The organism is Neorhizobium sp. PAMB6630 (assembly GCF_058242775.1).
In genome coordinates, this window is the sequence record NZ_CM177836.1 from 1,329,495 (window position 1) to 1,345,185 (window position 15,691).

12 protein-coding genes and 1 pseudogene are annotated in these 15,691 nt (G+C 60.0%); 8 read left to right on the forward strand and 5 right to left on the reverse strand.

Annotated elements, in window-relative coordinates:
* The first annotated feature begins 42 nt into the window (after positions 1-42).
* Both AC4CWF_RS06295 and AC4CWF_RS06300 read left to right on the forward strand, forming a co-directional pair.
* A complete protein-coding gene (locus tag AC4CWF_RS06295) occupies positions 43-1,068 on the forward strand; it encodes a glycosyltransferase (RefSeq protein WP_491284272.1) in 1,026 nt (341 codons plus the stop codon).
* Between the two features lie 108 nt (positions 1,069-1,176).
* Positions 1,177-1,644, forward strand: coding sequence for an Lrp/AsnC family transcriptional regulator (locus AC4CWF_RS06300; RefSeq protein ID WP_210104473.1), 468 nt, complete (start codon positions 1,177-1,179; stop codon positions 1,642-1,644).
* Between the two features lie 24 nt (positions 1,645-1,668).
* Here AC4CWF_RS06300 and AC4CWF_RS06305 read toward each other — a convergent pair whose 3' ends face one another.
* The 3 genes from AC4CWF_RS06305 to greA are packed head-to-tail and all read right to left on the reverse strand — an operon-like array spanning position 1,669 to position 4,055.
* Complete coding sequence (locus AC4CWF_RS06305; RefSeq protein WP_491284273.1) at positions 1,669-2,484, reverse strand: glycosyltransferase family 25 protein; 816 nt, start codon at positions 2,482-2,484, stop codon at positions 1,669-1,671.
* A gap of 13 nt (positions 2,485-2,497) precedes the next feature.
* A complete protein-coding gene (locus AC4CWF_RS06310) occupies positions 2,498-3,556 on the reverse strand; it encodes a glycosyltransferase family 4 protein (protein WP_491284274.1) in 1,059 nt (352 codons plus the stop codon).
* A gap of 22 nt (positions 3,557-3,578) precedes the next feature.
* Entirely contained in the window at positions 3,579-4,055 is a 477-nt protein-coding gene (gene greA, locus AC4CWF_RS06315; RefSeq protein ID WP_491284275.1) for a transcription elongation factor GreA, read from the reverse strand.
* Between the two features lie 228 nt (positions 4,056-4,283).
* Between greA and AC4CWF_RS06320 the strand changes: the two genes are divergently transcribed.
* The 3 genes from AC4CWF_RS06320 (at position 4,284) to AC4CWF_RS06330 (ending at position 7,619) form a co-directional block, all read left to right on the forward strand.
* Positions 4,284-5,516 (forward strand): putative DNA modification/repair radical SAM protein, encoded by a 1,233-nt coding sequence (locus AC4CWF_RS06320; protein ID WP_491285247.1) that lies wholly within the window; start codon positions 4,284-4,286, stop codon positions 5,514-5,516.
* Positions 5,516-6,973, forward strand: a complete 1,458-nt coding sequence (locus tag AC4CWF_RS06325; protein WP_491284276.1) for a UdgX family uracil-DNA binding protein — start codon at positions 5,516-5,518, stop codon at positions 6,971-6,973. The genes AC4CWF_RS06320 and AC4CWF_RS06325 overlap by 1 nt, the downstream gene beginning before the upstream one ends.
* Positions 6,974-7,166: 193 nt before the next feature.
* Positions 7,167-7,619, forward strand: coding sequence for a DUF1842 domain-containing protein (locus tag AC4CWF_RS06330; protein WP_491284277.1), 453 nt, complete (start codon positions 7,167-7,169; stop codon positions 7,617-7,619).
* A gap of 258 nt (positions 7,620-7,877) precedes the next feature.
* Here the strand turns inward: AC4CWF_RS06330 and AC4CWF_RS06335 are convergent.
* Positions 7,878-8,291, reverse strand: a pseudogene (locus AC4CWF_RS06335) (carbamoyl-phosphate synthase large subunit); the annotation flags it as partial.
* Between the two features lie 186 nt (positions 8,292-8,477).
* On the opposite strand from AC4CWF_RS06335, the gene AC4CWF_RS06340 reads away from it, so the two are divergent.
* Complete coding sequence (locus tag AC4CWF_RS06340; RefSeq protein ID WP_491284278.1) at positions 8,478-9,512, forward strand: alpha/beta hydrolase; 1,035 nt, start codon at positions 8,478-8,480, stop codon at positions 9,510-9,512.
* Positions 9,513-9,781: 269 nt separating this feature from the next.
* Here the strand turns inward: AC4CWF_RS06340 and carB are convergent, their stop codons facing one another.
* Positions 9,782-13,267, reverse strand: coding sequence for a carbamoyl-phosphate synthase large subunit (gene carB, locus AC4CWF_RS06345; RefSeq protein ID WP_491284279.1), 3,486 nt, complete (start codon positions 13,265-13,267; stop codon positions 9,782-9,784).
* 346 nt (positions 13,268-13,613) lie between these two features.
* Here carB and ypfJ point away from each other — a divergent pair, with 346 nt between their 5' ends.
* Both ypfJ and AC4CWF_RS06355 read left to right on the forward strand, forming a co-directional pair.
* A complete protein-coding gene (gene ypfJ, locus AC4CWF_RS06350; RefSeq protein WP_491284280.1) occupies positions 13,614-14,522 on the forward strand; it encodes a KPN_02809 family neutral zinc metallopeptidase in 909 nt (302 codons plus the stop codon).
* A 470-nt stretch (positions 14,523-14,992) separates the two neighbouring features.
* Positions 14,993-15,664: a glutathione S-transferase family protein gene (locus AC4CWF_RS06355; protein ID WP_491284281.1), complete on the forward strand. Its 672-nt coding sequence runs from the start codon at positions 14,993-14,995 to the stop codon at positions 15,662-15,664.
* Positions 15,665-15,691 lie beyond the last annotated feature (27 nt).

Genomic DNA, 15,691 nt, shown 5'->3' on the forward strand with positions numbered 1-15,691 from the left:
TGCAGGAGAAATCCGAAAACCCCTGCGGTGCTTTGAGAGCGCATGAAAATTACGCATTTTCATTTTGGCACCGATGGCGGTGCCGAGAGATTTTTCGTTCATCTGGTTCGGGCATTCGAGGAGCGGGGGCTTCAACAGACCGCCATCATCCGGCGCAACCGCCGCTGGCGCGCCGAGATCGAACAGCAGGCGCGCATCATCGAACATGATTTTCGCAGCCGCACACTCGGCCGGGTCATCCTGCCCTACAGCGTCAGGCGCCTGGTGCGCAGGGAAAAGCCGGCGGCCATCATGGCGTGGATGCCGCGCGCCAGCAAGCTGATGCCGGCGGTCAAGGGGCCCGTGCGGATCTGTCGGCTCGGTGACTATCCCGATCGCCTGAAGGAGTTCAGGAATGTCGATATCCTCGTGTGCAACACGCCGGGCATCGCGCGCCATGTGCGCGACAATCTCGGCTGGACGGGCGGGGTGGAGGTGATTTCCAATTTCACCTCGCAAATACGGGTGGAACCACTTCAGCGCGCCCTCCTTGATACGCCGGAGGATGCTTTCGTGGTGATGGCGATGGGCCGGTTCGTCAAGCGCAAGGGGTTTGACACGCTGATCGCCGCCATGGCCCGCGTGCCCGGTGCCTATCTCTGGCTCTGCGGCGATGGCGAGGAGGCCAATGCGCTGAAACAGCAGGCGCAAGTGCTGGGCATTGCTGCGCGCACCCGCTTCATTGGCTGGCAGGAAGACACGCGCCCGTTTCTGGCGGCTGCCGATACGCTGGTCATGCCGTCCGCGCATGAGCCTCTCGGCAATGTGGTGCTGGAAGCCTGGGCGCAGAATGTGCCGGCCATTTCCAGCCGCTCGGAAGGGCCCTCGTGGTTCATGCGCGACGGCGACAACGGTCTGCTCGTCGATATCGGCGATGTCGAGGGCTTTGCCGCGGCCATCCGGCAGATCATGGCAAGCAGGACCCTTGCCGGACAGCTGTCCTCTGGAGGGCAGCAAACGCTGGAGGCGCAGTTTTCAAGAAAAGCCGTCACCGACGCTTATCTGGATCTCTTTGCGCGCGCCAACTGACGCAAGCATCGAAAGATTGATGCGCACTGAGGACATAATGTTGCGTGAAATCCTTGCGTTCGCTGCGCCTTTGGCTAATACCAAGCCGCAAAACGACAGGGGTTGTCCGTGCTTAAAGCCGAACTTGATGCCATCGATATTAAAATTCTGCGCGAACTTCAGCGCGACGGTCGCATGACCAATGTCGAGCTTGCCGAGCGCGTCGGCATCTCGGCGCCTCCTTGCCTGCGCCGGGTGCGTAAGCTGGAGGAAGCGGGTATCATCGAGGGATATGCAGCTATCCTCAATGGCCCGCGGCTTGGTTATGACCTCGTCGCCTTCTGCCTTGTCGGGCTGAAGCACCAGTCGGAAAGCAATTTGAAGGCCTTTGCGGCGCTGGCGCAAGGCTGGACCATCGTGCGCGAAGCCTGGATGGTGTCCGGCGACAGCGATTTCCTCCTGCGCTGCACGGCCGAAAACCTCACCAACTTCCAGGATTTCGTCATCGAGGTGCTCGCCGCCAATGAGCACGTCGATACGGTGCGCACCATGCTGACCATCCGCCAGGTGAAGAAGCTGGGATTGGTGGAAGTGTGATTGTGCCGCTGCTCGCCGCCTGCGCTACCGATCACGGTCTGGCGCGAGCAGAACCTTCACGTTCCGGCGGTCTGTCAGCGGGTTGAACGGCAACCCGGCAATCGCAAAGCGCGCCTGTTCGGCAAGCCTGCCGATCTCGCGTGCGGCCTTCTGCAGAAGGGTTTTCTTCTGCTTCTTTTTTTCCAGCGCCCAGGCGCGCACGATCTCGCCGCCAAGGCCAAGCGGCTGCGTCGTGACAAACTGGTCCTGGATGCAAAGCGCCGGGATCGTCTGGTAGATTTTGAGCTGTGAAAACAGCGGCGAGACGGGATCGAAGATCAGGTGGTCGACGGCGCGGTGGCTTTTGCCGATGGCCTCGAGCAGCAGGCGCGCCGCCTTCGGCGTGACGATGTAGCCGGCAGCTCCCAGATGGGCGCTGCGCAGCGCGGCAAGCGATAAGCCCGCAACGTCAAGGTTTTTGCGCGAGACGGCAATCGTCCGGCCGGTGGTTTCGATCTTGACGATATCGGCCACTGCGGGAAGCCAGGAGAGATCGGCGAGAAGCTTTTCAACTCCCGGTGCCAGATGGATGTCATCTTCGAAGATGACGCCGGGCACGCCGCTTTCGGCAATCCGTCGCCACGCTTCGCGCTGGCTCAGCAGAATGCCGACTTCCCCGACCGACAGAACCAGGCTGCCATCAGGATGGCGGGTTGACCAGGCGGCCAGTGTTTCCGGTGAAAGCGTTTTCCCGTCCACCGCTTCGATGCGCTCAAAGGCAAGGCCGCGTTCGCCAAGCAAAGCCTGCATGCGCGCCATGCGCTCTTTTGCCCGATCAAGGTTGATGACATAGATCGTCATGAAAAATGTGGCCTTATCGGGCATCCAGCAGCGCGCTGTAAACGGCGCCGATGGCCTTTGCCTCGCGTTCGATGGAAAAGTTCTCGGTGACATGGGCAAGCGCTGCGAACCCCTGCTGATGGCAGAGGGAAGGCGCGGCAAGGAAAGGTTCGATACCCCCGACAAAACTGTCGAGGACACCGCGCTCCACCATGCGGCCGGTCACGCCATCGAGAATGAGTTCGGCAAAGGCGCCGACATCGGCGGCAATAACAGGTACGCCGCTGGCCATGGCCTCGAGCGGCGTCAACCCAAAGCCTTCCCAGCGCTGGGGGGCGACGAAGAGGTCCAGCCCGCGATACCAGTCGTTGATATTGGTGTGCTCGCCGACAAACAAGATGCGGTCGGCAAGGCCAGCAGCCGCGACGCGGGCTTTCATATCATCCTCGAAGGCGATGTGTTTGGCCGTGGCGCGTCCGGCAATCACGGCGTTCCAGTCGGGATGATCCGGCAGAAGACGGATCATCGCATCGACGAAAAGATCGGTGCCTTTCTGGTGGCGCACCCGGCCGAAGCAGCCGACATAGTGTTTTTGCGGATCAAGCCCCAAGCCTGCCTTTGCTGCGGCCTTGTCTGCAGCAGGCGAAAAGCGATTTAAGTCAATGCCGTGCAGAATGACGGTGCTGTCCCGCTCCAGGTAGGAGGCGGTTTTCTGGCACACCGCAATCACCTGGTCCATGCGGGCAATCAGCCCCTTCGTCCAGCGGGAATGCTTGCGCTGCGAGGCGGAGGTGAAGAGGAGTTTTAGCGGCATGCGGCAGACATCGCGCAGAAAAATGCCCGGAAGCATTTCGATATTGCGCCGTGCATGCCAGATCCGGTGGCGGCGGCCGTCGGGCGGCGTCCAGAGCTGCGTCAGTTCGCCGGCCGACATTGCCGGCAGAAAAGACGGCAGGCCCGGCCCGAAGGTGACAACCTTCTGGCCGAGACGGTTCTGCACCGGAACAAGCTGGATCACGGTGGAGGTGACGCCCGACAGCCTTCGCTTGAAGTGCGGGGCGATCACCTCGACCTGTTGCAGGGAAGGGGGCACGGCGAACGCCTGCTTTGCCGGATCAGCCCCAGTTGACCGCGAGGATCTCGTAAGCCTTCGAGCCGCCGGGGGCGACCACTTCAATGCTGTCGCCGGCTTCCTTGCCGATCAGTGCGCGGGCGATCGGTGAAGAGATAGAGATGCGGCCTTCCTTCACGTCGGCTTCCTGGTCGCCGACGATCTGGTAGATCTTTTCCTCGTCCGTATCCTCGTCGATGAGCTTTACCGTGGCGCCGAACTTGATCTTGGATCCCGACATCTTGCTGAGGTCGATCACCTCGGCGCGGGCCGTCAGGTCTTCCAACTCGGTCACGCGGCCTTCATTGTGGCTCTGCGCTTCCTTGGCGGCGTGGTATTCGGCATTTTCCGAAAGGTCGCCATGGGCGCGTGCTTCCGAAATGGCCTCGATGATGCGAGGACGTTCCTCCTGTTGGCGCCAGCGCAGTTCTTCCTGCAGCTTGGTGAAACCGGATGGAGTCATCGGGACCTTATCAACCATTTTCCTTAACCCTCAGTCTCATGGCCGCTACCCGCGGCCACAAAAAGAAACAGGTCCCGGAGGGTATCCCCGGAACCGTGTGAAAGCTCTAATTTCGGCAACTATAACAGAATCACTACAACAATTGCCAGCAAATTCGAAATAGGGCGCCAGCCGTGGAGGGAAAGGGGCGCGTCATTTCGGCACCGGTCTTGACGACAGGGAAAAGAACATATAGTGAACATACTAATGAAGAAGTCGCTGAAAGAACGTCTCGCCATTCTCTCCGACGCTGCCAAATACGATGCGTCCTGCGCCTCGAGCGGCACCACGAAACGCCATTCGGGAGGCACCGGTGGATTGGGCTCCACGGAAGGCTCTGGAATCTGCCACGCCTATGCGCCGGACGGGCGATGCATTTCGCTTCTGAAAATCCTGCTCACCAATTTCTGCATCTATGACTGCGTCTATTGCATCAACCGCTCCTCCAGCAATGTCGAGCGGGCGCGGTTCACGCCGGACGAGGTGATCTGGCTGACGCTCGAATTTTACCGGCGCAATTATATCGAGGGCCTGTTTTTATCCTCGGGTATCATCCGCTCCTCCGATCACACGATGGAAGAAATGGTGCGGGTGGCGCGAGAACTGCGCACCGTCCACAAGTTTCGCGGTTATATTCATCTGAAGACCATTCCCGAAGCCTCGCCCGGGCTGATTGCGGAGGCCGGGCTTTATGCCGACCGTCTCTCCATCAATGTGGAACTGCCGACGGACCACGGCATCAGCCAGTTTGCGCCGGAAAAGAAGCCGGCCGGCATCCGCCGCGCCATGGGCGATCTGCGGCTGAAGATCGAGGAAGCCTCCGAGCCGACCTTGCAGACAAAACGCCGGCGCACGTTTGTTCCCGCGGGCCAGAGCACGCAGATGATCGTCGGCGCCGATGGCGCAAGCGACGCAACGATCCTCGGCACCAGCGCCCGGCTTTACGGCAGTTACGGCCTGAAGCGCGTCTATTATTCCGCCTTCAGCCCCATTCCGGATGCCTCGTCGAAACTGCCGCTGATCAAACCGCCGCTGATGCGCGAACACCGGCTTTATCAGGCGGATTGGCTCTATCGTTTCTATGGCTTCGACATCGGCGAAATCACAGCGTCGACTATTGATGGCAATCTCGACCTTGATCTCGATCCAAAGCTCGCCTGGGCGCTCGGTAATCGTGACCAATTCCCTGTCGACGTCAACAAGGCGCCAAAGGAAATGCTGCTGCGCGTGCCGGGTTTCGGCACCAAGACGGTGCGCTCCATCCTGTCCTCGCGCCGGCAGCGCCGGTTGCGGCTGGAGGATCTCGGGCGGCTGTCGGTATCGCTGCGCAAGGTGCAGCCCTTCATCGTCGCCGAGGGCTGGACGCCGCACCGGCTGATCGACCGCACGGACCTGCGCGCCATGTTTGCGCCGCAGCCGCAACAACTGGCGCTGTTCTGATGCGCACGGTTTTCCTGAAAGGCCGCGGCGATTTTGCCGAATGGCGCGATGCGGCGCGCGCCCTCCTGCAGGCCGACATAGAGCCGCAGGCGGTGGATTGGCGGCTGGCGGGCGAGGCGACGCTGTTGCCGGAAACCGCCGAGGCCGCAATTCCAGAACCGTCAGCCGCCCCGGCCAAGGTGGTGGCCGTGCCGGCGGCTTTTTTGGCTTTGGCGCAATCGGTTGTGTGCCACACACAACCGTCGCGTTTTGCACTTCTCTATCGCCTGCTCTGGAGGCTGCGCGAAGAACGAAGGCTTCTGGAGATCGTCTCCGATGCCGATGTGATCGAGGCGCTGAAGCTGGAAAAATCCGTGCGCCGCGACAGCCACAAGATGAAGGCCTTCGTGCGGTTCAAGGAAGTGCCGGCGGGCGGTGGGCCGCGCCGTTCCTTCGTCGCCTGGTTCGAGCCAGACCACTTTATCGTCTCCCGCACCGCACCGTTCTTTGCCCGTCGTTTTGCCGACATGGACTGGCTGATTGCAACGCCTAAGGGATCGGCCGCCTTTAATGGTGAAGGTCTCGTCGTTTCGGATGAACCGGCGCCGAAGCTTGAGCATCAGGATGCCGCCGATGACCTGTGGCGGGTCTATTACGCCAATATCTTCAATCCCGCCCGGTTGAAGGTGAAGGCGATGACGGCGGAAATGCCAAAAAAATACTGGAAGAACCTGCCGGAGGCCTCGCTCATTCCCGGGCTGATCGCCAATGCCGAGGAAAAGGTGAAGGAGATGGCAGAAAGGGCCGCATCCCAGCCGCCGGTGTTTCATGAACGGCTGCGCGAGCGGGCATTGGCCGCATCAGGTTCCGGGGCGGAGGTGGTAGCGCCTCCCGGCACGCTTTCCGCCCTTCGCCGGCAAGCGGAGGGATGCACGCGCTGTGCGCTGCATTGCAAGGCCACGCAAACGGTTTTTGGCGAGGGGCCATCCAATGCCGCTGTGATGGTGGTCGGCGAGCAGCCGGGCGATCACGAAGATCTGGCGGGGCGTGCCTTCATCGGCCCAGCCGGAAAGCTGTTTGACAGCACTCTGTCGGAGATCGGCGTCGATCGCAAAACCCTCTACGTCACCAACGCCGTCAAACACTTCAAATACGAGCCGCGCGGCAAAAGGCGCATTCACCAGAAACCGAACGAGGCAGAGATTGTCCAGTGCCGCTGGTGGTTGAAGCAGGAGATCGATCTGGTCGCGCCAAAGCTGATCGTGGCAATGGGCGCCACGGCCTATTTTTCGCTCACCGGCGAACGGCGGCGCTTGTCGGAAGTGCGGGGGAAGTTGATGACCATGGGCAAAGACCGCCGTCTGCTCACCACTGTCCATCCGTCCTATCTGCTGCGTCTGCCGGACGGGGAGGTCCAGAACCGGGAAAGACAGCTTTTCCAACAAGAGCTGAGGAGCATGATCGGAGAATGCCTGTAAACGAACAGTTCAGCTGATTGTATAGAGCGGTATTTTGCTTCGTGATCAGCGGAAATTTACTTCAGGCTTACAAAATCCCTGAAATCTTATGGTTGCATCCTATGCAGGTGAGCGCATTATAAATGCGTCCGAGGGTTGATTTAGAGGAGATCAATATTCGGATTCACCAGTCATCAAAAAGGGAGGATGTTTCATGGCCATTGAAAGTGTTCAGAAAGTCGGGCTGTTCTATTTGCCACTGCGTTCGGAAGGCCCCCCGGGTGCCCCGATCAATACGCTCAACCTGACGGTTTACACGCCGAAAAGCACTGTCACGGGGCATTCGGAAGTGACGCAGGCGGTCAACCCGCCCCTCAGCGTGTCGTCGCATGTGACGGGAAACCTGATTTATGCAACCGTGATGGGGCCCGGTTCGAAAATTCGTCTGGACCTGACAGGCTGGCCGGAAATAGTCTGGCCTGCCGGCGCCGGTGTCGGGCCGGTCATTCCGGAGAACTACTCCGCGATCGTTCTTCTCGAACCCGATTTTTCGAGCGGCGAGATCATCTACCAGTACCGCACCGGGCTGACCGGCGAATGGCACCAGGTGCGCCAGACGATCTCCAAGATCGGCGCCGGCCAGGAGCCGCTGAGCAAGGCAGCGTGAAGGCTGATCCGCACGGCGGACCAATGACGATGTAGAACGCTCTCTTGTCTTCGGCACATCCCGACCGCCGATCACGCCCGTCGAGGCCACGCAAGGGGGCAGGGGCGGAGACGGCGGCCGAAGCGGGCCGTTGTGCCGGAAAGAAGATCCGAAAACGTGGAAGGGCGGCCAAGACCGCCCTTCCTGTATTAATACCGGCTGTATTGCTGCCGGCGTCATCCGATTCCGGCTGAGGTGCTCAGTTGGCGAGGCAGACTGTCAGAAATAGCTCTGCAGCGGGCGCACTTCCAGCTGGCCCTTCTTCAGGGCCTGGATGGCTTCGGCAGCGGCAAGGGCTCCGGCCATCGTGGTGTAATAGGGCGCCTTCTGCATCAGCGTTGCGCGGCGCAGCGACTTGGAATCCGAGATCGCCTTGTTGCTGTCCGTCGTGTTGATGACGAGCTGAACCTGACGGTTGCGGATGGCATCCTCGATATGCGGACGTCCCTCCAGAACCTTGTTGATCTTGGTGGCTTCGATGCCCTTTTCGGCAAGGAAACGCGCGGTGCCGCCGGTTGCCATAACCTTGAAGCCGATTTCTACCAGCAGCCTGATCGCCGGCAGGACGCGTTCCTTGTCTTCGTCACGCACGGAGACGAACACGGTGCCATCGCGCGGCAGTTCGACGCTGGCCCTTGGCGCAACCGCGAGCTTCGCTACAGCACCCCGTCTTTCATCAATGAATTTTCAGAAAATTCAAATTGGTATTTCAGTTTTTTCAATATAAACAAAAAATAATAAGTATTTAATTTTTAATTTTTTGTTATTGTTGTATATTTCGATATGAAGTTGGATCATTAAATTGAACGGAGGTAGGATGTGGCCTTTGATTATTTGATGTGCGCAAGAGGTCTCAGTAAAGACCACTTCAACAGTGAGCCGGGACCGGTTCGGTATATCAAGGTTCCTCGAGACAAGCCGGTCTACGATCCGTCTCATATTGTCACCTCACCCTCCACTTGGGTCAGTGAAGTTCAAGGGCTTGCAGACGGGGATGAAAATCCTCTTTCGATCAGCCCGTCCGGGGATGTCCTGATCTTTGTGCATGGATACAACAACACGATTGAAGCGGTTCTGTCTCGAATGCGTCGCCTCCGGCAAAATTTGCGCGCAGAAGGCTGGCGTGGCGAAATCATATCGTTTGACTGGCCCAGTGCTAATCAGGTTCTGAACTATTACGAAGACCGCCGCGATGGCGCCAGTGTCGCCTCCGAAGTGGTAAGCAAGGGCATCAAGCTGCTTAACCGGGGGCAGAAGGATAAATGCAAAACCAATGTCCACGTGCTGGCGCATTCGGCCGGCGCCTATGTGGTCATGGAAGCATTTGTCCAAGCCGAAAAGAACGGTCTCCTTTATAGAGACGACTGGCGGGTCGGCCAGGTGGCCTTCATCAGCGGCGATGTATCGTCACACAGCCTGTCGGCCGCAAGCGACTGGAGCAATCCGATGTTTCGCCGCATCATGCGTTTTACGAATTACTCCACTCCCTATGATGCCGCCCTTGCCGTCTCGAATGCAAAGAGGCTTGGTGCCGCCGCGCGCGCCGGTCGCGTCGGGGTGACCGACGACGGACAGTCGAAGGTCGTCAACGTTGGGTGCGGGGATCATTTCCTGACGCTCAAGCCTCCGGCTGACGGCGATGGCTCCTACTGGACCCATTCTTGGTATTTCGATGACCGAACATTCGCCAGGGACCTCGCCATGACGCTCGAAGGCGCCATCGACCGACAGGCCATCCCCACCCGGCGTCTGGAAGACGGCAAGCTCTTTCTGCAGGACAAGCCCCGTCCCCTGTATCAGGCTCTTTGGGGTATCAAGGAGACGGCGCAATTTACGGATGAACGTTTGGTGTAACGGAAGGGCCGGGCTGGAGAGCCTGCCCGCCGGGTTTGTCTTGCCAAGATAAAAGGCGGCCCGCGAAGGCGGCCTCAGACTGCTGACAAAGTCCTCTTGCCTTTGCTGAAGCCATTTTAATTCCGGTCCGTTCGCTATTCGATTCTGAGACGTTCCGTGAATCTCACCCCTTGAGAAGGTGCGTCGGGGGTTTGTCAAAAAGTGAGGCGGCCCGCGAAGGCCGCCTCGTTCTTTGGCTGCAGGACTGTACCGGCTACTGGAGATTGCCCTCAGAAATAGCTCTGCAGCGGGCGCACTTCCAGCTGGCCCTTCTTCAGCGCCTGGATGGCTTCGGCAGCGGCAAGAGCTCCGGCCATCGTGGTGTAATAGGGCACCTTCTGCATCAGCGTTGCGCGGCGAAGCGACTTGGAATCCGAGATCGCCTTGTTGCTATCCGTCGTGTTGATGACGAGCTGAACCTGGCGGTTGCGGATGGCATCCTCGATATGCGGACGTCCCTCCAGAACCTTGTTGATCTTGGTGGCTTCGATGCCCTTTTCGGCAAGGAAACGCGCGGTGCCGCCGGTTGCCATAACCTTGAAGCCGATTTCCACCAGCAGCCTGATCGCCGGCAGAACGCGTTCCTTGTCTTCGTCACGCACGGAGACGAACACGGTGCCATCGCGCGGCAGTTCGACGCTGGCGCCGAGCTGGCTCTTGGCAAAAGCCAGCGCGAAATTGGTGTCGAGGCCGATCACTTCGCCGGTCGAGCGCATTTCCGGGCCAAGCAGCGTATCGACGCCGGGGAAGCGGGCAAATGGGAAGACGGCTTCCTTCACCGCGATGTGCTTCAGGTTGCGCGGATCGGGCTTGGCGCCGTAGGCGGCAATGGCATCGTCCAGCTTTTCGCCGGTCATGATGCGGGCGGCGATCTTGGCAATCGGCGCACCGATGGTTTTTGCGACGAAGGGCACCGTGCGCGAGGCGCGCGGGTTGACTTCGAGCACGTAGATCACGCCGTCCTTGATGGCATATTGCACGTTCATCAGGCCGCCGACGTTGAGCGCACGCGCCATGGCCGCCGTCTGGCGTTCCAACTCGTCGAGCGTCTCATTGGAGAGCGAGCGCGACGGCAGCGAGCAGGCGCTGTCGCCGGAGTGAATGCCGGCTTCCTCGATATGCTCCATGATGCCGGAAACGAAGACGTTTTCGCCATCGCAAAGGGCATCGACGTCCACTTCCACGGCATTCGTCAGGTAGCTGTCGAAGAGCAGCGGGTTCTTGCCGAGAAGCGTGTTGATCTGGCCGGTCTTGTCGTTGGGATAACGCTGCTTGATATCCTCGGGCACGAGACCCGGAACGGTATCCAGCAGGTAGCTCTGCAGCATGCTTTCATTGTGGATGATCTGCATGGCACGGCCACCCAGAACATAAGACGGGCGCACGACGAGCGGGAAGCCGATTTCCGAGGCGACAAGGCGGGCCTGTTCGACGGAATAGGCGATGCCGTTGTTCGGCTGGTTGAGGTCGAGCTTCATCAGAAGCTTCTGGAACCGGTCGCGGTCTTCGGCCAGATCGATCATGTCGGGGGCAGTGCCGAGGATCGGGATGCCGTTCTTTTCCAAGGCTTCGGCAAGCTTCAGCGGCGTCTGGCCGCCGAACTGCACGATGACGCCGACCACTTCACCCTTTTCCTGTTCCGCGCGCAGGATCTCGATCACGTCTTCGGCCGTCAGCGGCTCGAAATAGAGGCGGTCGGAGGTGTCGTAGTCGGTGGAGACGGTTTCCGGGTTGCAGTTGATCATGATCGCTTCAAAGCCCGCATCCTTCAGCGCGAAGGCGGCATGGCAGCAGCAATAATCGAACTCGATGCCCTGGCCGATGCGGTTCGGGCCACCGCCGAGGATGACCACCTTCTTGCGGTCGGAGATTTCCGCTTCCGAGCGCAATTCGCCGACGAAGGGCGTCTCATAGGTCGAATACATGTAGGCGGTCGGCGATGCGAATTCGGCAGCGCAGGTATCGATGCGCTTGAACACGGGACGAACGTTCAGGCTGTTGCGCAGTTCGGCCACTTCCTTCGGGCGCTTGCCGGAGAGGCTGGCGAGACGGGCATCGGAAAAGCCCATGGCCTTCAGCGTGCGCAGGTTTTCCGCATCCTTCGGCAGGCCGTGTTCGCGCACGCGCGCTTCCATGTCGACGATCGCCTTCAACTGGGCGATGAACCAGGGGTCAATCTTGCAGCCTTCATGCACTTCGGCTTCGCTGAGGCCGAAACGCAGCGCCTGCGCCACCATGCGCAAGCGGTCCGGCGTCGGCGTGCCGATGGCGGCGCGGATGGCGTTCTTGGAGCCTTCGCCGGCTTCCATGCCGGGGATCTCGATCTCGTCGAGGCCGGTCAGGCCCGTTTCGAGGCCGCGCAGCGCCTTCTGCAGCGATTCGGCAAAGGTGCGTCCGATGGCCATGACTTCGCCGACCGATTTCATCGCCGTCGTCAGCGTCGGTTCGGCACCGGGGAATTTTTCAAAGGCAAAGCGCGGGATTTTCGTGACGACATAATCGATCGACGGTTCGAACGAGGCGGGCGTTGCACCGCCGGTGATGTCGTTGTCCAGTTCGTCCAGCGTATAACCGACGGCAAGCTTTGCCGCGACCTTGGCGATGGGGAAGCCGGTAGCCTTCGATGCGAGAGCGGACGAACGCGAGACGCGCGGGTTCATTTCGATGACGACGAGGCGGCCATCGGCCGGGTTGACGGCGAACTGCACGTTCGAGCCGCCTGTTTCGACGCCGATCTCGCGCAGCACCGCAATCGAGGCGTTGCGCATCATCTGGTATTCCTTGTCCGTCAGCGTCAGCGCCGGCGCGACGGTGATACTGTCGCCGGTGTGGACGCCCATCGGATCGATGTTTTCGATGGAGCAGATGATGATGCAATTGTCCGCCTTGTCGCGGACCACTTCCATTTCATACTCCTTCCAGCCGAGAACCGATTCTTCGATCAGCACTTCGGTGGTCGGAGAAGCATCGAGGCCGGAGCCGATGATTTCGAAGAATTCCGAACGGTTATAGGCAATGCCACCGCCGGTGCCGCCCATGGTGAAGGAGGGGCGGATGATGGCGGGCAGGCCGACAACGTCGATGGCCTGGGCGGCAATCGCCATGGCATGGCTGATATAACGCTGCTTGCGGTCGGTTTCCCCAAGGTTCCACTGATTTTCCAGCTCGTCCAGCGCCGTGTCGAGATCGGCACCCGACAGCGTCTCGCGCAGCTTGGCGCGCTCGGCCTCATGGCTCTTGCGGTCGGTGTCCTTGATGTCGGTGGCATTGGCCAGCATGGATTTCGGCGTTTCAAGGCCGATGCGCTTCATGGCTTCGCGGAAAAGGGCGCGGTCTTCGGCCATGTCGATGGCGGCGGGCTTTGCGCCGATCATTTCGACGTTGTAGCGATCCAGCACGCCCATCCGCTTCAGCGAAAGCGCCGTGTTCAATGCCGTCTGGCCGCCCATGGTGGGAAGAAGCGCGTCCGGACGTTCCTTGGCGATGATCTTGGCGACGACTTCCGGCGTGATCGGCTCGACATAGGTGGCATCGGCCAGACCCGGATCGGTCATGATCGTGGCGGGGTTGGAGTTGACCAGGATGACCCGGTAACCCTCTTCCTTTAGCGCCTTGACGGCTTGCGTTCCGGAATAGTCGAATTCGCAGGCCTGGCCGATGACGATTGGCCCCGCGCCAATGATGAGGATGGACTTGATATCTTGGCGCTTGGGCATATCGTCTTTCCGCTTATTTTTTCCTGCGCGAAAAACCGGCCGGATGAGTGGATCACCGGTCGGGCACAAGAATGATTTTTCAGGCTAGAAGCGGCTTATAGGGGAGTGTTGGCCTGGAAGGAACCCCCAATCTTTGAAATCTACAGATGGAAACAGCACCGGCCGCGGTGGTGCGCCAGCGGTGCTTGCCAGGCCTTGCACAAATCCGCTGTCTGACATTCTGGGGTGCCCTGCGCCTTGCAGTTTCATAAGGTGTCGGTGATCCACCGGCCGCGTGAGCAAGGCAAAGGAACCTGCGTCCTCCCAACTGCGTTCAGGCGGCAGAAACACACATAAGGATAAAGCCATGCAATGGCGGGGGCGTCGTCAATCGGACAATATCGAGGATCAGCGCGGCGCGGGCGGAGGCTCGTCTGGCGGGAGGGGATTTAGAATCCCCATCGGCGGCGGCGGTGCGCGCGGCGGCGGCATCGGCGGGCTCATCTTCATCGTGATCGTCTGCTTCATGCTCGGCATCAATCCGCTGACCTTGCTGTCAGGCGGGGATATCGGATCGGACGGCGGATCGTCCGGTACCCAGCAGCAGGCAGAGCCTCGCTCGGCGCAAAATGACGAGATGACGGCCTTCGTGCGCACGGTTCTGGCAGAAACGGAAGACACCTGGAACGGCATTTTCCAGAGAGCCGGCGAGCGGTACGAAGAACCGACCATGGTGCTGTTTTCCGGTGGCGTTCGATCGGCCTGCGGATCGGCGTCTTCTGCGACGGGTCCGTTCTACTGCCCGGGCGACCGCAAGGTCTATCTCGACACCGGCTTCTTTCGCGAGCTGTCCGGCAAGTTCGGTGCGTCCGGCGATTTCGCCGAAGCCTATGTGATCGCGCACGAGGTGGGTCATCACGTGCAGAACCTGACCGGTGTGCTGCCGAAGTTCAACCAGATGCGCGGCTCGATGAGCGAGGCGGATGCCAACCGTATGTCGGTGCGGGTGGAACTGCAGGCGGATTGTTTTGCCGGCGTATGGGGAAAATCCACGCAGCAACGCGGCATTCTCGAACAGGGCGATCTGGAAGAGGCGTTGAACGCCGCACAACAGATTGGCGACGATACGCTGCAGAAACGCTCTCAAGGGTATGTGGTGCCCGATGCCTTCAATCATGGCACCTCTGCCCAGCGGGTGAGCTGGTTCCGCAAAGGCTTTACCAGCGGTGACATGGAAGCCTGCGACACGTTCGCGCCGAGCTACCAGCAGCTTTAGCAGCCTCGGCTGCATTCGCTCGGAAATGGCGAAAGACTGGACTGCTTGTTCAGTCCCGTCAGACTGCTGACAAAGGACTTTCAGCTTGCTTCCGTCATGCTCGGGCCTGTCCCGAGCATCTACAAACCTTTGATTTTATCGGATCTTAGTAGATCCTCGGCACAAGGCCGAGGATGACGTCGAGGTGGGAGACAGGTTTGTCAACAAACTGACTGGACTGCTTGTTCAGTCCCGTCTTTGTTTTCGAGCCTACGATGGGGTGGCTTGCAGGGATTAGTCTTCCTGTGCGTCGGCTATCGGTTTCTTTGATCCGCAGCGAGACGCAAGAATTCGGGAGCGACTCGACACCGACAGCCTCGAATCATCAGGCGGACGGTGTTTTCCCCGCCGGGTCCACTTTTTCATTCTTCCGGCATGCGCTAGGGTCGCGACCGTGTTGCCCAGCCGGCATTTTTGATTATGAGTTAACCATGATTACCCTTCATTATCTCGATAATTCCCGCGCCCATCGCATTCTCTGGCTACTGGAGGAACTGGGGCTGGAATATGCGGTAAAGACCTATCACCGTGCGCCGGATATGCGCGCACCGGAAAGCCTGAAGGCTGTGCATCCGCTCGGCAAATCGCCGGTCATCGAGGATGGTGGTCGCGTGGTTGCCGAAAGCGGCGCGATCATCGAATATCTGGTCGAGACCTATGGGGCGGGCAAAAACCTGAAGCCCGCAGCGGGAAGCGATGCGGCGCTCCGTTATACCTACTGGCTGCATTACGCCGAAGGGTCTGCCATGCCGCTTCTGCTGCTGAAGCTGATCTTCCTGCGCCTGCCGGGTCAGCTGCCGTTTTTCCTGCGCCCCGTCGCTTCCCTCATCGCAACGGGCGTGCAGAAAAAGCTTGTTGATCCGCAGCTTGCCGATCATCTCGCCTTCTGGAACGCCGAGCTTGTCCGCGGCGGCTGGTTTGCCGGCGCCGAATTTTCCGCCGCCGACATTGCCATGAGCTTTCCCGTCGAAGCCGGCATGACACGGATGGAAGCGATGGGCGATGTCTCTGCCGTGCGCCGCTACATGGAGGCGATCCGCGCGAGGCCCGCCTATCAGCGGGCGCTGGCAAAGGGCGGCCAGTATGATTATGCCCGTAGCTGACTGACGGTTGAGGCCGCACAGAGCGCG